Below are 19,731 nucleotides of genomic sequence, written 5' to 3' on the forward strand. Positions count from 1 at the left end.
AAGTTTTTCCCATTCTACCGTCGGGGCCGCGGGCCGTCCGGTACAGGCGGATAACAGTACCCGGCAATTGCTAACGGAAGGGTATCGATTCTTGCGGGCGTCCGCGGTATCTTTCTGACATCAACGGGTGCGCGGCATAACCAAATAGTGATGACGCCCATGGGGGGCAGAGCGTCCAGTTCGTGGGACCGAAGGTCTACAGGTCCTGAACCAAGGAAGGCATCCCCCCATGATCCCTCAGCAATCCACTACCCGCCCCGGACATAGCAGAAGGCTGCCGGCCATATTCGCCGTGGCCCTTGCCATGGTCATTGGCCAGGGCCTCGCCGGTCCAACGGCGGCGGCTCCTGCACCTGCATCGGCGCAGCCAGCCGCTGCCCTGCCTGCGGCCGCGCAGCGGGCAGCGTCCCCGCTCGACGATGGCCACTACATCGTGATGCTCAAGGACAAACCGCTGGCCACTTACTCCGGCGGTGTCCCGGGCATCCCCGGCACGGCGGTGCCGAAGGGGAAGAAGCTGAACCCCTCCGGCCCCAACTCGCGCAAGTACGATGCGCACCTCAAAGCCAAGCAGCGGCAGGCGGCAGCCTCCACGGGCGTGACCATCAACAGGAGCTACACCCTGGCCCTCAACGGCTTCAGCGCAGTTCTCTCCGCAGCCCAGGCGAAGGCGCTCGCCAGTGACACCGACGTTCTGGCCGTGGTCCCGGACAGCATCCGCAAGCCGGATTACTCGAGCACTGACTTCCTCGGACTGCCCGGCGGCGACGGTGTGTGGGACCAACAGTTCGGTGGCGCGGATGAGGCGGGCAAGGGCATCGTGGTGGGCATGCTGGACACCGGCTACACGCCCGACAATCCGTTCTTCGCCGGGGATGCCGTCGATCCGCTGTCCGGCACCCCGGACGTGGGCGTGCCATACCGCCTCCAGGGCAACGTGATCGCCATGCGCAAGGCCAATGGCGGGACCTTCGTGGGCGACTGCGTGGCCGGCGACGGGTTCGACGGCACGGAATGCAACAGCAAGGTCATCGGTGCCAGGTTCTACGACAAGGCCTACAAGGCAGCGGTTCCTCCGGAATTCCGCTCCCCGAGCGAGAAGTTCTCGCCGCTGGACGTTAACGGCCACGGATCCCACACCGGCAGTACCGCGGCTGGAAACGCCGACGTCACCCAGACGGCAGGCGGGCGCGACTTCGGCAAGAGCTCAGGCGTTGCACCGGCGGCCAAGATTGCCGTCTACAAGGTCTGCTGGGAAGGCGCCATTCCGGAGGCCACCGGATGCGTTGAATCAGACATTCTCAACGCCATCCAGGATGCCGTCCTCGATGGCGTGGACGTGCTGAACTTCTCAATCTCGGGAAACAACAACTCCACAGTCGATGCCGTTTCCCTCGCGTTCCTTAACGCCGCGGCCGCAGGGATCTTCGTGGCTGCGTCCGCCGGCAACTCCGGCCCGACTGCCTCGACCGTCAACCACGCCGGCCCCTGGATCACCAGCGTGGCAGCCTCGACATTCGACAACACGCTCCGCGGAACCGCGGAACTGTCGGACGGAAGCAAGTTCGCCGGTGCCAGTGTCATGAGCAGCGAGGTGGACTCTAAGCCGATCGTGCTGGCCGTGGACGTGAAGGCGGCCGCCGCCGTGGCTACGGATGCGGCGCTGTGCGCGCCGAACTCGCTGGACCCGGCAAAAACTGCAGACAAGATCGTGGTCTGCGACCGCGGTGTTGTGGCACGCGTTGACAAGAGCGCCGAGGTTGAGCGCGCCGGTGGCGTGGGCATGGTCCTGGTCAACCTGACGCCCGGCTCGCTCGACGCCGATCTGCACAGCGTGCCCACGGTCCACGTAGACGACCCGAAGATCAAGGACCTGGTGGCGGCGACCCCGGGCATGACGGCAAGCCTCAAAGCGACCGACACCACGGGGGCCGAACCTCCGCCCGTGCCGCAGATTGCGGAATTCTCCTCACGCGGGCCCACCCTGGCAGCCAACGGGGACCTGCTCAAGCCTGACGTTACGGCTCCGGGTGTGGCAGTGCTGGCCGCTGTATCACCGGTCGGCTTCAACGGCGAGAACTTCGGTTTCCTGTCCGGCACGTCCATGGCGTCGCCGCACATCGCCGGCTCGGGTGCGCTGCTGCTGGGCAAGAACCCGCAGTGGTCCCCGGCGGCGGTGAAATCCGCCATCATGACCACGGCCTATGACCTGGTCAACGCGGCCGGCACCGACGTGCATGACGTGTTTGCCCAGGGCGCAGGCCACGTCGATCCGGCCCGGTTCGACTCCCCGGGGCTCGTTTACGACGCCGGCATCAGCGACTGGATGGGCTTCCTCCAGGGACAGGGAATCGACCTTGGTGTCGCCCCCATCGCAGCCAAGGACGTCAACCTCCCCTCGGTGGCACTGGGTGCCATGTCCGGCAGCCAGACCGTCACGCGGTCGGTCACGGCGGTGACGGCAGGAACCTACCGGGCAGCGATCACCCTTCCAGGCATCACCGCCACTGTCAGCCCGGCAGAGGTGACGCTGGCCGAGGGTGAAAGCGCCACGTTCACCATCACGTTCACCACCGCAGGGGCGCCGCTGAACGCATACTCCACCGGATCCCTGACGTGGACGTCGGGCGACAACACCGTCCGCTCACCGGTGGCGGTGCGGCCGGTGGCCTAGCGCCGCTGGTCTGGGGTCGAACGACGCCGGAACTCACCGCTGCTGGTGAGTCCCGGCGTCGTGCTTCTCCCGGCATAAGGCCGGTCCGCGAGGCGTGCAGGGATTCCTGATCGTTAGTGCACGAATCGTTCGGGTAACATTGATGGTGGCAGTAGTCTCGAAATGGAGTGGATACCGTGGCAAAAGAGAACGGCGCGCAGCGGTTCATGCGGGCAACCGGCAAGCTCAGGGCGATTTTTGGCCCCGCCAACAGGAGTTCGCTGGTCCACGACATGACCGAGGAGAACCGCAAACTGCTCGCCCAGCGTGAGGCCGAGACGCAGCAGTGGGAAACAGTCCGGCGCCCGGACGGCAGCACGTACGTTGTTCCCCGCAACCCCGATGACAAGTCCCTGCGCTAGCAGCCGCTGGGTCGTTTCGCCGGTCGAACCACTGCAGGCCGGGTTCTTTTTCCGGGTCCCGGCGTAAAATAAGGGCACTGGCAACCCGAAGGGCAGACGCTCTGACGCCTTCAAGCAGGGAAGGGGGTGGGACTTGTGGCACATGTGCTCAGTGGCTTTATGAACCTGACGGACAGGCTCCGGTTCGTATTCGGCCCTGCCGCCGTCGGCGATTCAGCTGCGCCGGTGGTTCACCTGCATGACGAGTATGAGCATGCTTCCGAAGATGATTTGGCCCAGTTCGAAGTCGAGACCGACTCGGAGGGGCACCACTATGCTGTCCGCAGGAGCGACCTGGAAAAGTGACAAGCCCTTATTTAAGCCCAAAGAAGCCCGGTGCGTTAACGCACCGGGCTTCTTTCTGCACTCGCTATGTCAGCGGTGGCTCTGACTGCGCTGGGGCAGGCGGCCTAGCGGCCGGTGCCGCCGTAGACGGTGGCAACAGCTTCGCTGTCCAGGTCGAATGCCTTGTGGATGGCGCGGACAGCGTCATCGAGCAGGTCAGCGTGGGTCACAACGGAAATGCGGATTTCCGAAGTGGAGATCATGTTGATGTTGATGCCTGCGGCGGACAGGGCCTTGAAGAACGTGGCCGAAACGCCCGGGTGGGAGCGCATGCCGGCGCCGATCAGCGACAGCTTGCCGATCTGCTCGTTGTACTCGATGCTTTCGAAACCGATCTCGGCCTGCGCAGCACGGAGGGCGGCAAGGGCATCGGCGCCCTCGACGATGGGCAGGGTGAAGGAGATGTCGGTCCTGCCGGTGCCGTGCGTGGAGACGTTCTGGACGATCATGTCAATGTTCGAGTGCGCGTCCGCGATGACCTGGAAGATCGCGGCAGCTTTGCCGGGGATGTCCGGAACACCGACGACGGTGACCTTTGCTTCCGAGCGGTCATGTGCAACACCGGAGATGATTGGCTGCTCCAAGGCAACTCCCTCTTGAGTCGTGATCTTGTCATCGGCGCCGGGCAGGACCCAGGTGCCTTCGTTCTGGCTGAATGAGGAACGGACGTGCAGCGGCACGCCGAACCGCCGGGCATATTCGACGCACCGGAGGTGGAGGATCTTGGCCCCGGAGGCGGCCAGTTCGAGCATCTCCTCGCTGGAGATGCGTTCGATTTTCTGTGCTGACGGAACGACGCGCGGGTCCGCGGTGTAGATGCCGTCAACATCGGTGTAGATCTCGCAGACGTCTGCCTCGAGGGCGGCGGCGAGGGCCACCGCCGTGGTGTCCGAACCGCCGCGGCCGAGGGTGGTGATCTCGTTGGTGGAGCGGCTCATGCCCTGGAAGCCGGCGACGATGGCAATGTGCCCCTTGTCCAGGGCGGTGCGGATACGGTGCGGGTCGACGTCGATGATCCGGGCTTTGCCGTGGATTCCGTCCGTGATCATGCCGGCCTGGGAACCCGTAAAGGATTGCGCGGACGCACCGAACTTGTTGATGGCCATGGCCAGCAGGGCCATGGAGATGCGCTCACCGGCGGAGAGGAGCATGTCCATCTCGCGGGCCGGGGCTGAATCGGTGACCTGGGCGGCAAGGTCAAGGAGCTCGTCGGTGGTGTCACCCATGGCGGAGACGACGACGACGACTTCGTTGCCGGCCTTCTGGGCGTCGACCACGCGCCGGGCCACGCGCTTGATGCCGTCAGCGTCAGCCACCGAGGAGCCGCCGAACTTCTGCACAATGAGCTGCGTGGTGACAGCAGCATCTGCGGGCAGCTCCTGCGGCTGCGGTTCGGTTTTCACATCGGTACTGGGCATACTCATGCGTGCACCCTCACTGGATCAAATTGGAGTTCTGGAGGCCAGGCGGCCTTACGGCACGGCGGCATGTTGGTTTCAACAGTTTATCGCCGCCGTCCGCCCGCCGTGGAATTGTGACCCTTACAGTCAGCTGAGGGCATTCCGGCGGCCCTCGAAGGCCCTGCCCAGAGTGACTTCGTCCGCGTACTCAAGGTCGCCGCCCACGGGCAGCCCGGACGCGAGACGCGTGACCGCAATCCCGATGGACTGCAGCATGCGCGCCAAATAGGTGGCGGTGGCCTCGCCCTCAAGGTTCGGGTCGGTGGCGATGATGATCTCCTGGACAGCGCCGTCACTGAGCCGGTTGAGCAGTTCGCGGATCCGGAGCTGCTCCGGGCCGACACCGGCGATCGGGTTGATGGCGCCTCCGAGCACGTGGTAGCGGCCCCGGAATGAGCGGGTGCGCTCCACGGCCAGCACGTCCTTGGACTCCTCCACGACGCAGATGACGGAGGGATCACGCCTCGGATCCCGGCAAATGTTGCACAGTTCCTGCTCGGTCACGTTGCCGCAGGCGGCGCAGAACTTGACCCGCTCCTTGACGGTGGTGATGGCCTCCACCAGCCGCTTCATGTCCTGGGGGTCTGCCTCCAGGATGTGGAACGCCAGGCGCTGCGCGGACTTCGGTCCCACACCGGGAAGGCGTCCGAGCTCGTCGATCAGCTCCTGAACTGCACCCTCGTACACTTTTTCCTCGATTGCTTGGTTGAAAGATGGCCGGTGCCACCAGACGGGGCACCGGGACGTCGCGGGGCGGCCTGCCCGGCCCCTGGATCCTCGCCTCGGGCGGGAGCCGCTTCAGGGCCGGGTGCCGCTGCCTAGAACCGGGGCATCAGAGGGCTGCCGTCCAGTGACCGTTCTTCGATGAGCTTTCCGCCCAGAATACGCTCGACGGCGGCACGGCCAAAGACGCCCGACTCCTCAATGGTTTCGTCATCGGCGCTGGGGATGTCCTGCACGTACGGTGCCGGTTCCTCGATGCTCCGCGCGGGCGCCTTGGCCCGGCCAGCCTCGGCCTCCGGGCTGTTGCTGAGCCTCTGGTAGAGGCTCAGCTTGCCTCTGGCGGGAGTCTCGGGTGAAGGCGCCGGTGCGGCGGTACGGGCAGCCGCAACTGAGGGCCCGGCCTGGACTGACGGTCCTGCCTGGACTGACGGTCCTGCCTGGACTGCTGGGCCTGCCTGGACTGCTGGGCCGGGACCGGATGCGAACACGGGAACCCGGACCGGGGCGGCATCGGCGGCTGCAGTCACGGAGGGTGGGCGGACCCCCTGGGTGGTGGGTGCACCGTAGTCGTGGCTGGCAGCTGCCGGGGCGGATGCCATGGCGTAAGCACGCTCGAGCTCCGGGGCGCCGCGCTCGGCGGTTTCCGGTCCGCTCTCAGCAGGGGCGTTCCAATTCGGGGCGCCTTCACCCGGGGCGCTCCAACCCGGCACAGGTCCACCCGGCGCGGAGGACGGCTGGCCTTCAGTGGCCGGACCGTCAGGGTGCGGCGGCTGGGCGGCGGCCGGCGGGTACACCGGTGCGGCCGCCCCGGTTGACTCCTCGTCGCGCCCATTGTCAGCTGCGCCGGGGTATTTGCCCACGTTGCTTTCTGAGCCGAGAGCCCACACACCAGGTGTCTGCTCGACAGCACGGGACCACGGATCAGCCGAGGTGTCTGGAGCAGGCTGGCGCTGCGCCTGTGCCGGAGCAGCAGTTTTTGCAGGGGTCTGCGCAGCCGACGGTGCGGACCCGACAGATGCGGTTACCTTCGGTGCCTGTATCTCGGGCGCCTGTATCTTCGGTGCCTGTATCTCGGGCGCCGTTATCTCCGGTGCAGGCGCTGGGCTGCCCTGCCACTGGCGCGACGGCTCCCAGTCCATGGGAGGCTCTTCTTCCAGCGGAGGTGCGTCCTCGTCGAGCGGAGGGCCCCAATCGTCATCCGGATAGGAATAGTCGCCGGCTTGCTGCGGTCCACGGGCCTGCCCCTGTGCCGCAGGGGATTGGGGGACAGGGGCCTGTGAAGCCGCCGGCTCCGTGGCCGCCCGCTGTGAGACGGGTTGCCGGGACGGCACGGACGGTGCATCGCCGGACGCTCCAGCAGCGCCGCTGGCGCCGGCAGGCGCGGCAGGGGCAGCGGGTGCTGTAGTGGTTGATGCGCCAGCAGCGCTTCCGACGCCGGCGGGGGCTGCGGTGTCCGACCGGGACGCCGTGATGGTTGGTCCGGACCCTAGCGACGCGGAAACCGCTGGGGCCTCCGGCGAAGAAGGAGGGACATGCCCGGCGGCGGGCGCGTTGGACGAATCCGGCGACGCCCGAGCCGTGCCTGTTGCCGCAGGGCGGGCGGCGGGCTCCGGCTGTCCGGGGCCACCAGCGGGTGCCAGGCCCCAGTCTGCGTCGGTGGTGGTAGCCGGAATGTCCCGGCTAGTAGGCGCTTTTGGGTTTGGCTCAGAGCTCGCTGAGCTGCCGGCGCCTGCCACGGCGGTGATCTGGCAGTCGATGCCGATGGTTTTGTGGATGGCCTGGCGCAGATTCTCGGAGTGGTCTGCCCTGCCGAAGGCTCCGGCCAGCCCGGAGGTGGTGAAGATGAGCGTCAGGACCTGGCCGTCGAACTGGCCGACCTGGGCATTGGGCTCCACGAGCGCCCATGTGCTCCGCTTGATTCGTGCCAGGGTCTGCAGGACCTCGGGCCAGGCGCGGCGGAGTACCTCCACGTCGGCGTGCCCACCAGCCGGGGCTGCACCGGCAGAGACTGTGCTCGAAGGGGCTGCGTTCGAAGGGGCTTGGGCACTGGACTGCCGAGCGGGGGCCGAAGGGGCCGCCTGTGCCGCCACCGGCTCGGGGCCTTGGGCCTGTTGGCGCTGGGCCGGTTCAGGCCGCGGGGCAGCCTCCGGTGCCTGCGAGGCCGCGGGGCGCTGTGGCACGGACTCCCGGCCCTGGCCGTCGTGTGAGTCCGGGGCCGGGCGGCGGTCGCGTGCGGCGGCGTCATCCATGGGCCAGTCACCAGTGGTGATCCGCGGTGCTGCCAGGGCTTCCCGTCCGGGTGCGTCCTGTGCCGCTGGTGCGGCCTGGATGCTGGGCGGGCCCACCTGCTGCCCGCTTTGCCCCGGAGCCTGGGCCGGAGCCGGAGCGGACGGCGCGGAAGTGGACGCCGGAGCTGCCTCTGCCGCAGCAGGCGCAGGGGAATGAGCCGCAGCAGGGGAAACAGCGGGAGCAGGCGCGGCTGGAGCAGGCGCGCCTGCGGCCGGCGCAACCGCGGCGGGAACACCGGCGTCGGAACCTCCATAGTTCAGGCGCCGCTCCACGCGGTCGATCCTGGCGGCGATGCCGCGTTCGGTCTGCTCGGAACTGGGCAGCAGGATGCGGGCGCAGAGCAGTTCCAGGTGCAGCCGCGGCGACGTGGCACCCGTCATCTCCGTCAGCGCGGTGTTCGTGACATCGGCCGCGCGGGAGAGCTCGGCTGCGCCGAGATTGTGTGCCTGGCTCTGCATCCGGGCGATCTGGTCGGCCGGCATTCCGCGGAGGATGGCCTGCGCGCTTTCCGGCATGGCCTGCACGATGATGAGGTCGCGGAAGCGCTCCAGGAGATCCTCCACGAAGCGGCGGGGATCGTGCCCCGTCTGGATGACGCGGTCCACGGCGCGGAAGACGGTGGCGGCATCGGAAGCGGCGATGGCCTCGACGACGTCGTCCAGTAACGAGGCGTGTGTGTACCCGAGGAGTGCCACGGCGAGTTCGTAATCGAGGCCGTTGGGTCCGGCGCCGGCCATGAGCTGGTCCAGCACCGACAGCGAGTCCCGCACGGAGCCTGCACCCGCCCGGATCACCAGCGACAGCACGCCGGGGGCCACCGGGACGTTTTCCTGCTGGCAGAGCTGCTCGAGGTAGGCCATGAGCGGCTCCGGCGGAACGAGCCGGAACGGGTAGTGGTGCGTGCGGGAGCGGATGGTCCCGATGACCTTGTCCGGCTCGGTGGTGGCGAAGATGAACTTGATGTGTTCCGGCGGCTCTTCGACGATTTTCAGCAGGGCGTTGAAGCCTGCCGAGGTGACCATGTGGGCCTCGTCAATGATGAAGATCTTGTAGCGGTCCCGCACCGGAGCATAGGTGGCGCGTTCCCGAAGGTCGCGGGCGTCATCCACGCCGCCGTGGCTGGCGGCGTCGATCTCGATGACGTCGAGGGAGCCGGCACCGCCGCGGGCGAGTTCGACGCAGCTGGGGCAGACGCCGCACGGGGTGTCCGTGGGGCCCTTCGCGCAGTTGAGGCAACGCGCCAGGATGCGTGCAGACGTGGTCTTGCCGCAGCCGCGCGGGCCGGAGAAAAGGTAGGCGTGGTTCACGCGGTTCTTGCGCAACGCTGTCATCAGCGGCTCCGTGACGTGTTCCTGCCCGATAACGTCCGCGAACGAGTCCGGGCGGTACCTGCGGTAAAGGGCAGTTGTAACAGTCACAGGGAAAACCTACCTATAGGGACTGACATTAAATAAGAGACCCCTCATGCACCCGCCAGAGCCCATCTACCCTTGCTACCTTCCGGTCCTGGGGGAGTTCAACAGGATGACGCCACATGAGGGGCCGTCAGATACTTTACCCGAACTTTGGGCGTGGCTCGAATCGGCTCCGGTGGGGCAGTGGCGGGCGCCGCCGTCGTCTCAGCGGTGCCCGTTCACGGGCCAGCTCATGAACGCCGGCTCCTCGTAGGGGTGGGCCCGCCGCAATCCCTGCACAACGGCGTCGAGCACGTCCGCTTCCACGATGCACTCGATCCGGACCTCGGAAACCTCCTCCGGCTCTCCGGCGGTGCCGATGTAGGGGCGGGCTCCGGGCAAGGGGGTAAATCGTCCTATACCCGGCGACGTGAAGGAGCAGTGCGAGTAGTCACCCAGCCTGCCGGCGCCGGCATCGCCAATGGCGGTGAGCACCGCCTCGGCATGGGATTCGGGGACGTAAACCACGAGCGAATGCAGCTGGGACATGGCTTCATTTTCGGCCGATTGGGAGATGTCGGAAAGTTCAGGTATTCTAGTATCTGCTTTTGGTTCAAGAGCAGCTGGAGAATTCGCCTAGCGGCCTATGGCGCACGCCTGGAACGCGTGTTGGGTTAACGCCCTCGGGGGTTCAAATCCCCCATTCTCCGCCATCGGAAAACCCGGTTCTGACATTGTCAGGACCGGGTTTTCTGTTTCCTGCGTTGAGTACGGGCGGGGTTAGGTTACGCCCAGCCTCTGGAGCCGCTCGCGGGCGGCTAGCTGGCTGGGGCTAGCCGGGCCCAGTGCGCTGCGCACGACGGCGAGTGTCACCCTGGCGGCCAGCCTCACCGGCAGCGGCAGGGGGCCCAGCCGGGCAGTGCGCAGCCCAAGCAGCCGGCGGTAGCCAGGCTCCAAGCTCAGGACGGCGGCCTCGAAAAGCACTCGGTAACCCGGTTTCAGCAGGGGGTGGAGGGGCGGATTCCTGATGAAGGCGACTGTTTCGGCCACCCGTTCGTCGCAGCGAAGAGTGCCTCCGGCGAGCCATTCCCCAAGCTCCCGATTGAGGGCGTCCTTGCTCTCTGGCGGAAACTCCACGCCCATGAGCCTGCCCGCCTGAGCCCATTCGCGCACATAGGCATCCGGGCCTCCCGGGATGGGGCCGCCCCACAGCTCATGAGCGCGTAGGAACGAATCCGTGAACGTGATGTGCACCCAGCGGAGCAGTTCAGGATCGTTGGCGGAGTACTTCCGGACGTTGCCGCCGCCGTCGACGTACTTGCCGTTGACGGACTCATGCAGCCGGCCCACCCTGCCGGTTGCCGCTTGGGCTTCAGCCGTTGACCCGTACGTGAGGGCGTGGATCCACGCCGTAGTCCGGGCCAGCCTGCCCAGCGTATCCTCGCGGAAATTCGAATGGTCGTGGACGCCGGCGAGGACTGCGGGGTGCAGTGTCTGCATCAGCAGGGACCGGATGCCGCCAACGATGGTCGCCACGCCGCCATGGACGGCCCAGACCGCAGAGCCGGGGAGGAAATACCCGGGGTCGTCACCCTGGGCAAACTTCCGGGACCAGTCCGGCAGCGCATCCCGGCTGCCTGTCAGCGTGCGCTTCAGTTCCGCCTGCCATTCCCTCAGGAAAGTACCCATGTTTCATTCTCGCGCGCCAAGGCCGGCCGGTTAAGCCTACAAAAACCGCACGGGTGGCCCCCCAGTTTTAGGGGTTTCGCCGTGCTTTGGCCTGTGGCCACAATGGAGGACACGCTCGTCGAGCTAGGAGTTTGGCGGGTACTGAACCAGGAGAATTCTGTGGCAAATCATGGGGGACACAAGCACGCACCAGGGGCGGCCGGCCCGGGCCGGATCGCCTTGCGGAGCCTTTCCGCGGCGGTGGTTGTTGGCTTCTCCGTCTTTGCCTTCGGATTTCAGGGGCCCGCCGCCTCGATCCAGCAGCCCGTGGGTGCTGCCGTCCCGATTGCGCCTCCCTCGGGAGTCGTCGGGCCGGAGCTCCTTGATCCCGACAGCACCCCGCCCGGTTACGCGATCAGCGGGTCCGGGATCGCCGCACCGGCGAAGGCTCCCACCGGACGCACTGTGTCGAATACCGCCGTCAAGGCAACCAAGACGGGCACCGCCAAATCTCCCGGTGTGGCTTCCAGCGCGCTGAAGCGGCCCGGGGCAGGCTTCCTCATGGCACCCCTGGAGGTGCTGACTCCCAGTTCCCCGTTCGGCCTGCGGCACAGCCCGATCACCGGCGAAGGTGGAGAGTTTCACTGGGGCCAGGACTTCGCCGCCGCCTGCGGCACCCGTGTCTACGCTGCCGACGCCGGCGTGGTCCGGGCTGCCGGATGGCACCCCTGGGGCGGCGGCAACAGGGTGGAAATTGACCACGGCAATGGCCTGATCACCACGTACAACCACCTGCAGGGCATTGCCGTCGAAAAGGGCGACCATGTGCGAGTCGGCGAGATCATCGCGGAGGTGGGCACCACCGGATCCTCCACCGGCTGCCACCTGCATTTCGAGGTGATCAAGGACGGTCAGCACCAGGACCCGATGAACTGGAACCTGTTGCCCATCCGGCAGACCGACCAGCTGACACCTGCCGTATTTACCAGCTTCGAAGGCGGCGCTGCCAACACGTACGGGTGGGCGATCCCCAACATTCCCGGCAACAGCGGACCGGGCAACACTGACGACGGCCTGAGGCCGGTCACAGCAGCCGCAGTGGCCAACCCGGGCAGCGGCCCGTCAACCTCGCCCCGAACGACCCTCGTTGCCAGCTCGTCGACCTCCGGTTCCATCTCGTCCCGTCCATCGACCTCCAGCCCGACGGCGACTCCGACTGTTACGGCAAGCCCCAAGCCGACGTCGCCGAAGCCTCCGGCGACGGCCAAGCCCAAGCCCACGCCCACCCCGACGCCGACTCCCCCACCGACGCCAACTCCCACCCCGACACCGACGCCGACTCCCACACCGACCCCGACTCCCACCACACCGCCGGCGAACCCGGCTCCGGTCGACCCGGTTCCGGCTGATCCGACTCCCATCACGCCGCCGGCCGACCCGGCGCCCACCGAGTCCGTGACCCCGGCCCCCACCGAGCCGGTCGCACCCTCCGCGCCGATCACAGGTTCCACGCCTGCCCCTACGGAAGTTGCCCCCATCGAGCCGGATCCGGTCCCCACGGCGGCGGACCCCGTAACCACGGTTCCGGCTGTGCCGGCACCGGCGCCAGTTCCCACGTCGGAACCGGCAACCGTGACTTCGCCAAGTGCCGCGCCAACCGAGGATGCCGCCGCGGCAGCAGCGAACGCCACAGCAGAAGCTGTTCCGACGACGGAGCCCGCGGCGGCGCCGTAAACGGTGGCGGGCAGCCGACGTCGGGCTGTCCGCTTGCCGGGAAAGCCACGTGGTGAGGAGGTCCAGGGAATGCAACAGAGGCCAAAGCCGTTGTCATTAACGACAGCCATGCACCCGGCGAGAGAGCACGATGTGACTTCCCTCCACAAGATTCCGCCGACAGCCGACGGAACGCGCCCGGGTTTCGGCTGCCCTATGGGCGATGCAGTGCCGGCGCCGGATGCGTCCGCCGACGGCGGCTGTACGGGCTGTACCGGACGCGCTGGGCGGTTGGCCCGCCCTGCGCGGCAGCACGCCGTCGTCCTTCTTTCAAGCGGCCCCAGGCACGGTACGCCGGGCACTTTCCGGAAGAGCATTCCGCCCGGAACTGCCCAGGCACCGGCGGAATGCGGCAAACCCACAATGCGGCAAATTATTGGAGCGGTCATCGGGTGATGACCGAGCGAGGAAACGAAAGCGAGGAAGGTAGCCCGAAAGCGGCGGCGGTGTTGTAATTTTTCAACATGCCAACTCCCGTTTCCCCCTAGTTCGCTTTTTATCTGGTTGGATGGAACGTACTGAGAGGGACACAGGAGGCGCCCCGCTTCCTAACTACCGCGAAGGCAGCAATGGAGCTCATCGAGGCCGAGCATCCCCGGCCACGCCATTTTCTACTCCACCTGAGTGACCCCCACCTGTTGGGAGGTCCGGACCCCCTATACGGCGCAATTGACAGCGAAGCCCGCCTGATCCAGCTCTTCGACGAGGTTCAGGCCTCCGGCGCGCGCCCGGAAGCCGTGATTTTCACCGGCGACCTGGCAGACAAGGGTGACGCCGAGGCATACGCCAAGCTCCGCGCGATCGTGGAGCCCGCGTGCCTGGACCTCGGCGCCCAGGTCATCTGGGCCATGGGCAACCATGACAACCGCGCCAACTTCCGGGCCGGCTTGTTCGACCAGCCGGGCAACGACGATCCCGTCGACCACAGCTACTACGTCAACGGGCTGCGGGTCATCACCATGGACACGTCCGTGCCCGGCTACCACCACGGCGAACTCAGCGACAACCAGTTGGACTGGCTTGCAGGACAGCTGGAGACCCCCGCGCCGGACGGCACGATCCTTGCCCTGCACCATCCGCCGGTTCCGTCGGTGCTGGACCTGTCCGTGCTGGTAGAGCTCCGCGACCAGGCGTCCCTGGCAGCCGTGGTCCGGAACTCGGATGTCCGCAGCATCCTCGCCGGGCACCTGCATTACTCCACGACGGCGAGCTTCGCCGGCATCCCTGTGTCCGTGGCCTCGGCGACGTGCTACACCCAGGACCTGAACGTTCCGGTGGGCGGCACGCGCGGCCGCGACGGCGGACAGGCCTTCAACCTGGTGCACGTTTATGAGCACACGGTGGTGCATTCAGTGGTGCCGCTGGGCGCAACTCCGACTGTGGGCGAGTATGTCAGCCCCGAGGAGACCGAACGCCGCCTGGCAGCAGCCGGAATCCGCATCCCAGAGGGGGCCAAACGCCCGATGCTCACGCGGAAATAGAGGGCTCACGCGGAAGTAGCGTCAGTACACAGAAAACCCCCGCCGGAGCCAGATCCGGCGGGGTTTCTGCGTTTTGGAGCCTACTTTTCCCAGGGCGCCTTGATCGGGTAGTACTTCTCCAGGAAGTCCGTAACCAGCTCCGCACGTTCGCCGGCCGGAACCTCCGGGAAGCTGCCGTCATTGAGGCAGAAGAAGTCCAGGTTGCGTTTGGTCAGCAGCTTGGGCAGGTATTTCAGTCCCGACCGGAGCGTGGTGTCCACGTAGCGCACCTTGGCTGCCGTCTGGGTGACGGCCCGCCCGGTCAGCAGCGCGTAGTAGTGGTAGAAGGAATTCGTGACGGAGATGTTGTCTGCGGCCCTGAACGTGCTGGCGGCAGTCTTCGCGAACTCCGCGGGGAACTCCTGCTCCATCTGGGCAACCAGGCTGCGCCGCAGCGGTGCCGCCGTGTGCTCCAGGTGGCGGGTGGTGATCCGGCCGAAGCGGTTCCAGAGCAGTTTCCGGTTGACCCGGGCCGCGTTTTCGAAGCCGCTGCGTTCGGCGTCGTTCTCGCCAAGCCCGATGCGGGTCTCCGCCTCGATGAATTTGGTGATGCCGCCGGGAGTGAAGAACATGTCCGGCCCCACAGGCCGCCCGAAGAACATGTCGTCGTTGGAGTAGAGGAAGTGCTCGGAGAGGCCCTCGATGTGGTGCAGCTGGCACTCCACGGCCTGCGAGTTGTGCGTGGGCAGCACCGACGGGTCGGCGAAGAACTCCTCGCTCCGGACAATGGTCACGGAAGGGTGGTCGGCCAGCCATTCCGGCGCGGGGGAGTCCGTGGCGATGAAGATGCGGCGGACCCACGGCGCGAACATGTACACCGACCGGAGCGCGTACTTGAGCTCATTGATTTGCCGGTAGCGCGCCTCGTGGTCGTCCCCTTCGCCCAGGACAGCCCCAGCTTGCCGCGCACGCCGGGCGGCGATGTACTCCGGGGAGGTGCCGTCCACCCAGGAGAAGACCATGTCGATATCAAAGCTGATGTCGCTCGCGTGGTCAGCGAACATGTTCTCGATGGTGGGCCAGGTGTGGCCATATCGCTCAACCGTTCCGCGGACGGCATCGTGCGCCATCATGGTGCGGCGGGTCAGCGAGTTCTCGATCGGCAGGATTACTTCGTTGCCCAGAAAGCTCCACAGCTCAACCTGGACGCCGGCGGAGGCCCCGAATTCGAAGCCGCCGTTGGGCTCTACCCGCGGGCGGTACAACCGGAAGATGCGTGCCTGCCGGTTGACGGAGAGCTCGCCGTCGGCCACCAGGACGGACGTCTTCTTTTTCGCGTCCACGGTCATGGAGTAGAACGGCTCGCTCCGGCAGGCGTCAACGAGGGCGGACCGCAGCTTTTTGCGGTCCTTCCAGTCGAGTGCGATCACCGGACGGTCGTTGTTGCCCCGGACCAGCAGGTAATCCAGCCCGGCCCCGTCCAGCACATTCCGCAGGAAGAGCAGGTCCTCCACCATGGCCTGGTAGGGCGTCCGTGTGTCGTTGATCAGCGCATAGCGGCCTGACCGGCGAACGACGTCGGGGCGGTGCTTGAGGCGCGCCACAGCCGCCGGCGACGTTGCTTCCGCGAGTGCGGGTACGTCCTCGGATGCCTGACCGCCGTAGTAGATGTCATCCTGAACAGTCACGTCGGTAATGGTGTTTCTCCCAAGCTGCTAGGGGGTGAAGTCTTACTTGCATGATAGTCCTGCCGCTAAAACTTGCCGGGCAGGCGGCAGGGTGGTGGCCCGGCCCTCTGGCCCTCGGTCCCGGCCCCCTGTGCCGCGGCAGCGGGCTTAGCCCAGCAGCGCCTGCCGCCAACCGGCCAGGAACGCTGCCCCGGCGTCGTCGTGAATGACCGTTTCCGGCAGACCCAGGTCGGCGGCGGTGAGAACATCATAGGGCTTGGCCGGGACGCCGTCCGCGGGGCGGACGTCGACGTGTTTCACGGCGTGGTCGTTGTGGTGCAGCCAGTCGGCCATGGCATAGTCGGTGCGGGAATCGCCGACCGTCCGCCAGGCCTGCGGCGTGATTCCCTGGGCCGCCAGCAGCTCCACCGCGCGGCTCGCGCCAAGGTCCTTGCCCAACCGGACCGACTCAATGTCCGTGGAAATGATGGTGGGGTCCACGCGGTAGTCGATCTCGTCGTCGGAGTTCGGTGCGTGGTGCTCCAGCCGTACGACGCCGAAACCGTGGTGTTCCATGAGCTCCAGGGCCTCGGCATCAAACAGCTTCTGCTCGGCGAGGTACTCACTGTTGGGCACCTCGATGTGCTGCTCCACCGACACCATGGCGCGCTTGGTTTCATCGAAGAACATGTGGGACGCGTAGTCCTCAGCCACCATGCGCCGGATATCGTCGCCGTAGGCCGCCGGCACGGCAAGCTCGTGGTCCACGTGGATGGGGCCGGGGCCGGCAGCCGTGTAGCTGAACCACACAGCGCCCTTTTCGCAGATGGCGTGGATCAGCGTTCCGCCGGGCATACCGGCTGCGATCATGGGCGCCATGACCTGGTCACGGATGAACGCATCCGAGCGCCCGGTGTTGAAGATGACCGGTATTCCGGCGTTCGCGAGGGCCACCAGATCGGCAATGATTTCCGGTTTCACATCCCTGGTCACCGGGCTGGCGACCGGGCCGTCGACGTCCAGGAGAAGGGCCAGGGCGGGTGCCGACGGAGTGTGGGCACCGAACCCGGTGGCTGGGTTCGCTGAAGGTGCAGTCATGGCTCCATTCTGTCAGCCGGCACCGGCCAATCCGCCCAGACAGCGGGTCGCGGCCAGCATGTGACACATAGTTACTGTTTGGCTACAACCTCCCGCGGCGCGCTGATTCCACATTCCCTAGAACCGGCCAGTTGCTTACGCTTACAGGGTGATATTCAAAGCTGTGGGCGAGGGACGCCCTTACCCCGACCATGGTTTCAGTACCCCGAAAGACTGGGCGGCGCTTCCGCCCCGTCCCGTGCGGCTGGATGAACTTGTGACCACCAAGCGGACCCTGGACCTTGAAGCGCTCCTTGCCGAGGACTCCACTTTCTTTGGCGACCTGTTTCCCCACGTGGTGCAGTACCAGGGCACCCTCTACCTGGAGGATGGCCTGCACCGCGCGGTAAGGACGGCGCTCCACCAGCGCACCGCCATACATGCAAGGGTGCTCGTGATCGATGGCTAGGAAACCCAAGGACCTGACCGTTCTCCACGGTCACCGCGTCATTACCGGTCCAGAGCTCAGGGCCACGTTCGTCGACGACGACGAAAACGCGCAGAACCCGGGCCGGCTGCGCCGCCGGATCCTGCACGGTGTGGTGCTCGTGCTGCTGCTGGGCCTCATTGTCGCGGGGATCATGGGGGCGATGGGTGTGATGAGCGGGCAGATCAAGTTTCCGTCCACCATCCAGGCCCAGGAGAACTCCTCCGTCTGCCCCGCCACAACCTTCGACTACACGCCGCCCGCCAAGGTGAAGGTGAACATCCTCAACGCCACGAGCCGCAACGGACTAGCCAAGGCGGCAGCCAATGAATTCAAAGCCCGGAAGTTTGTTGTTGGCAACGTCGCCAACACGCAGACCGGATACCGCGGCGTGGCGGCAATCGTCTCGGGCGCTGCCGGACAGTCGGCGGCCTTCACCGTCCAGCGGAATCTGCCGGGCTCCGATTACTTCCAGGACGGGCGCAAGGACGCCAGCGTGGATGTGATCCTGACCAGCGACTACCGCGGCCTGGTCAAGCCGCAGCTTGTTGACCAGACTCCGGGGCAGCTCAGCTGCCCGCGGGAAAGCCGGCGCGTCGCCGACGATTCGCAGTGGCCGGTCATGCCCACTCAGGGCGCCAAGCCCTGATCTTCAGCGCCGCCCGGGTCCTGCCGCTGGCTGGCCCTTAGCCGGTCGGCTGATCCTGGCTGATCCTTAGCTGGCCGCAGCGGCCGGCGGCTGCAGGCGCAAGGGGCGGCCGCCGTCGTCGAACCTTGCCCCGGCGCCCAACTGGATGAAGCGGACGGTCCGGGAGATCCTGTCCTCCAGATCTTCGGTGGCGTCGCCGCCGCGGGCGGCGCTGGAGGAGAGGGTGCCGTGGATCAGCTGCGCCTGCTGGAGGGCATCGGCCTTGGGGAAGTAGCCCTGGTCCATGCCGTCGCGAATAATGTCCTGCAGCATGTCGTTGAGCCCGCCTACGTGATCCGCCAGCTTGGCGAACGACGCCGGCGAGAGGACTGAGCCCATGGCCGGACCCGGGGGCAGATGGCGGCGGCTGAGATCCTCCACCTGGGCACGCACGTACAGGGCCAGCTGGTCCACCGGATTGTCCAGCCGGGACAGCGACTCGCGCAGCCCCGTCATGAACCGTTCCGTCTCCACGAGTGCGTAGGCGATCAGGAGCTCTTCGATGTCGGCGTAGTAGTTGTAGACAGCCGTACGGCCAATCCCTGCGTGCCGGGCGACGTCCGTCATGGTGAGCCCGGGCAGGCCGTGGGAGAAGAGGAGCTCACCGAAGGCGTTCAGGATGCGGCGCTGGGTCTCGGCGCGTTGGGCAGCGTTGCTGGGGGCCGAGATCCGTGGCATAGGGACACTTTACCGCGATCTGTCACCAAACCGTTCCGAGTTTTTGTACAGCTAATGGGCCCCAAACGCCCTCCAGGGGACGATATCTGTACAAGAACTCAGGAAAGGGTCAGGCGGTGCAGGACTCAGACGGGGCAGCCGTCCGGGCCACACGCGTCGGCGTCGCCAGCCATCACCAGCGGGTGCGCCTCCTGCCAGGCCTGCTCGAGGGCCATGGTGAAGCTTGCCACGGGCTGGGCGCCGGACAGCCCGTACTTGCGGTCGATCACGAAGAACGGCACGCCGCTGATGCCCAGGGCGCGGGCCTCGGCGAAGTCGCGGCGGACGTCGTCGGCGTACTTGTCGGTGCTGAACAGCTCGGCAACGTCACGTGCATCGAGCCCAAGATCCGCGCCGACCGAGGCGAGGTAGCCGGGGCTGCCGATGTCCTTGCCGTGCTCGAAGTGGTCGCTGAGCAGCCGCTCCTTCGCCGCATCCTGCTTGCCGTGCGCGGCAGCCAGATGGATCAGCCTGTGGGCCGTAAAGCTGTTGGCAACCACGACGGCGTCAAACCGGTAGTTGAGGCCCTCACCTTTGGCCTGGGCTGCTACATGGTCGAACATCTGCATGACCTGGGCGGGGGCGAGGCCCTTGCGCGTGCTGAGGTAGTCCACTTCGGTGCCGTCGTAGTGTTCGGGCAGGGTCGGGTCCAGCTGGTAGCTGCGCCACTGCACCTCCACCTGGTCGCGGTGCGGGAACTCGGCGAGGGCGGCCTCGAACCGGCGCTTGCCGATGTAGCACCAGGGGCATGCGACGTCTGACCAGATCTCAATCTTCATGCCTGCGACAACTCCCGGGCCTTTCTGGGCATTCCTGCGCGGGCAGTTGCTTTGGTCACGCCGGCCGGACCCTGTTGCTTGGAAGCCCGG

The 19,731-nt window shown here is 66.6% G+C and carries 16 protein-coding genes, 1 tRNA gene and 1 other RNA gene; 8 read left to right on the forward strand and 10 right to left on the reverse strand.

Going from position 1 to position 19,731, the window contains the following annotated elements; all coding sequences use genetic code 11:
- Positions 1–229: 229 nt before the first annotated feature.
- The 3 genes from QF036_RS04340 to QF036_RS04350 all read left to right on the forward strand — a co-directional run bounded on the left by QF036_RS04340 (position 230) and on the right by QF036_RS04350 (position 3,420).
- Positions 230–2,674: a S8 family peptidase gene (locus tag QF036_RS04340; protein ID WP_307099546.1), complete on the forward strand. Its 2,445-nt coding sequence runs from the start codon at positions 230–232 to the stop codon at positions 2,672–2,674.
- Positions 2,675–2,880: 206 nt separating this feature from the next.
- Complete coding sequence (locus QF036_RS04345) at positions 2,881–3,075, forward strand: hypothetical protein (protein WP_373460255.1); 195 nt, start codon at positions 2,881–2,883, stop codon at positions 3,073–3,075.
- 135 nt (positions 3,076–3,210) lie between these two features.
- On the forward strand, positions 3,211–3,420 hold the full coding sequence (locus QF036_RS04350; protein WP_307105772.1) for a hypothetical protein: 210 nt from the start codon (positions 3,211–3,213) through the stop codon (positions 3,418–3,420).
- Positions 3,421–3,524: 104 nt separating this feature from the next.
- On the opposite strand, the gene QF036_RS04355 is transcribed toward QF036_RS04350, so the two are convergent.
- From QF036_RS04355 to QF036_RS04375, 5 genes are all read right to left on the reverse strand, one after another.
- Positions 3,525–4,883 carry an aspartate kinase gene (locus QF036_RS04355; RefSeq protein WP_307099550.1) on the reverse strand — a complete coding sequence of 453 codons (1,359 nt, stop codon included), beginning with the start codon at positions 4,881–4,883 and terminating at the stop codon, positions 3,525–3,527.
- A gap of 123 nt (positions 4,884–5,006) precedes the next feature.
- Positions 5,007–5,606 (reverse strand): recombination mediator RecR, encoded by a 600-nt coding sequence (gene recR, locus QF036_RS04360; RefSeq protein WP_190604438.1) that lies wholly within the window; start codon positions 5,604–5,606, stop codon positions 5,007–5,009.
- Positions 5,607–5,737: 131 nt separating this feature from the next.
- Entirely contained in the window at positions 5,738–9,349 is a 3,612-nt protein-coding gene (locus QF036_RS04365; protein ID WP_307099552.1) for a DNA polymerase III subunit gamma and tau, read from the reverse strand.
- Between the two features lie 32 nt (positions 9,350–9,381).
- An RNA gene (ffs, locus tag QF036_RS04370) (signal recognition particle sRNA small type) lies at positions 9,382–9,478 on the reverse strand.
- Between the two features lie 72 nt (positions 9,479–9,550).
- The gene (locus tag QF036_RS04375; RefSeq protein WP_307099554.1) at positions 9,551–9,874 is read right to left on the reverse strand and encodes a hypothetical protein; all 324 of its coding nucleotides are present in this window, start codon (positions 9,872–9,874) and stop codon (positions 9,551–9,553) included.
- Between the two features lie 76 nt (positions 9,875–9,950).
- Between QF036_RS04375 and QF036_RS04380 the strand changes: the two genes are divergently transcribed.
- Positions 9,951–10,038, forward strand: a tRNA-Ser gene (locus QF036_RS04380).
- Positions 10,039–10,105: 67 nt separating this feature from the next.
- Here the strand turns inward: QF036_RS04380 and QF036_RS04385 are convergent.
- Positions 10,106–11,014, reverse strand: a complete 909-nt coding sequence (locus tag QF036_RS04385; RefSeq protein WP_307099556.1) for an oxygenase MpaB family protein — start codon at positions 11,012–11,014, stop codon at positions 10,106–10,108.
- Between the two features lie 159 nt (positions 11,015–11,173).
- On the opposite strand from QF036_RS04385, the gene QF036_RS04390 reads away from it, so the two are divergent.
- Positions 11,174–12,727 (forward strand): peptidoglycan DD-metalloendopeptidase family protein, encoded by a 1,554-nt coding sequence (locus QF036_RS04390; protein WP_307099558.1) that lies wholly within the window; start codon positions 11,174–11,176, stop codon positions 12,725–12,727.
- A 608-nt stretch (positions 12,728–13,335) separates the two neighbouring features.
- On the forward strand, positions 13,336–14,247 hold the full coding sequence (locus tag QF036_RS04395) for a phosphodiesterase (RefSeq protein WP_307099559.1): 912 nt from the start codon (positions 13,336–13,338) through the stop codon (positions 14,245–14,247).
- A gap of 80 nt (positions 14,248–14,327) precedes the next feature.
- On the opposite strand, the gene QF036_RS04400 is transcribed toward QF036_RS04395, so the two are convergent.
- Together QF036_RS04400 and QF036_RS04405 are read right to left on the reverse strand one after the other, a co-directional pair.
- Positions 14,328–15,914, reverse strand: coding sequence for a stealth conserved region 3 domain-containing protein (locus tag QF036_RS04400; RefSeq protein WP_307099561.1), 1,587 nt, complete (start codon positions 15,912–15,914; stop codon positions 14,328–14,330).
- Between the two features lie 147 nt (positions 15,915–16,061).
- Positions 16,062–16,991, reverse strand: coding sequence for a hypothetical protein (locus QF036_RS04405; RefSeq protein ID WP_307099563.1), 930 nt, complete (start codon positions 16,989–16,991; stop codon positions 16,062–16,064).
- Positions 16,992–17,139: 148 nt separating this feature from the next.
- On the opposite strand from QF036_RS04405, the gene QF036_RS04410 reads away from it, so the two are divergent.
- Together QF036_RS04410 and QF036_RS04415 are read left to right on the forward strand one after the other, a co-directional pair.
- Complete coding sequence (locus QF036_RS04410) at positions 17,140–17,439, forward strand: type II toxin-antitoxin system VapB family antitoxin (RefSeq protein ID WP_043417724.1); 300 nt, start codon at positions 17,140–17,142, stop codon at positions 17,437–17,439.
- Positions 17,432–18,106: a LytR C-terminal domain-containing protein gene (locus tag QF036_RS04415; RefSeq protein WP_307099565.1), complete on the forward strand. Its 675-nt coding sequence runs from the start codon at positions 17,432–17,434 to the stop codon at positions 18,104–18,106. The genes QF036_RS04410 and QF036_RS04415 overlap by 8 nt, the downstream gene beginning before the upstream one ends.
- A gap of 66 nt (positions 18,107–18,172) precedes the next feature.
- On the opposite strand, the gene QF036_RS04420 is transcribed toward QF036_RS04415, so the two are convergent.
- Together QF036_RS04420 and QF036_RS04425 are read right to left on the reverse strand one after the other, a co-directional pair.
- The gene (locus QF036_RS04420; protein WP_307099567.1) at positions 18,173–18,823 is read right to left on the reverse strand and encodes a TetR/AcrR family transcriptional regulator; all 651 of its coding nucleotides are present in this window, start codon (positions 18,821–18,823) and stop codon (positions 18,173–18,175) included.
- Positions 18,824–18,948: 125 nt separating this feature from the next.
- A complete protein-coding gene (locus QF036_RS04425) occupies positions 18,949–19,641 on the reverse strand; it encodes a DsbA family oxidoreductase (protein WP_307099569.1) in 693 nt (230 codons plus the stop codon).
- Between the last annotated feature and the right edge of the window lie 90 nt (positions 19,642–19,731).

The organism is Arthrobacter globiformis (assembly GCF_030817195.1).
Lineage (GTDB): Bacteria > Actinomycetota > Actinomycetes > Actinomycetales > Micrococcaceae > Arthrobacter > Arthrobacter globiformis_D.

What these genes read in the sequence shown, in the direction of transcription:
- QF036_RS04405 (WP_307099563.1), bottom strand. Translation starts at nt 16,991, where the DNA reads ATGACTGCACCTTCAGCGAACCCAGCCACCGGGTTCGGTGCCCACACT.
- QF036_RS04345 (WP_373460255.1), top strand. Translation starts at nt 2,881, where the DNA reads ATGCGGGCAACCGGCAAGCTCAGGGCGATTTTTGGCCCCGCCAACAGG.
- QF036_RS04415 (WP_307099565.1), top strand. Translation starts at nt 17,432, where the DNA reads ATGGCTAGGAAACCCAAGGACCTGACCGTTCTCCACGGTCACCGCGTC.
- QF036_RS04385 (WP_307099556.1), bottom strand. Translation starts at nt 11,014, where the DNA reads ATGGGTACTTTCCTGAGGGAATGGCAGGCGGAACTGAAGCGCACGCTG.
- QF036_RS04340 (WP_307099546.1), top strand. Translation starts at nt 230, where the DNA reads ATGATCCCTCAGCAATCCACTACCCGCCCCGGACATAGCAGAAGGCTG.
- QF036_RS04420 (WP_307099567.1), bottom strand. Translation starts at nt 18,823, where the DNA reads ATGCCACGGATCTCGGCCCCCAGCAACGCTGCCCAACGCGCCGAGACC.
- QF036_RS04425 (WP_307099569.1), bottom strand. Translation starts at nt 19,641, where the DNA reads ATGAAGATTGAGATCTGGTCAGACGTCGCATGCCCCTGGTGCTACATC.
- QF036_RS04375 (WP_307099554.1), bottom strand. Translation starts at nt 9,874, where the DNA reads ATGTCCCAGCTGCATTCGCTCGTGGTTTACGTCCCCGAATCCCATGCC.
- QF036_RS04395 (WP_307099559.1), top strand. Translation starts at nt 13,336, where the DNA reads ATGGAGCTCATCGAGGCCGAGCATCCCCGGCCACGCCATTTTCTACTC.
- QF036_RS04355 (WP_307099550.1), bottom strand. Translation starts at nt 4,883, where the DNA reads ATGAGTATGCCCAGTACCGATGTGAAAACCGAACCGCAGCCGCAGGAG.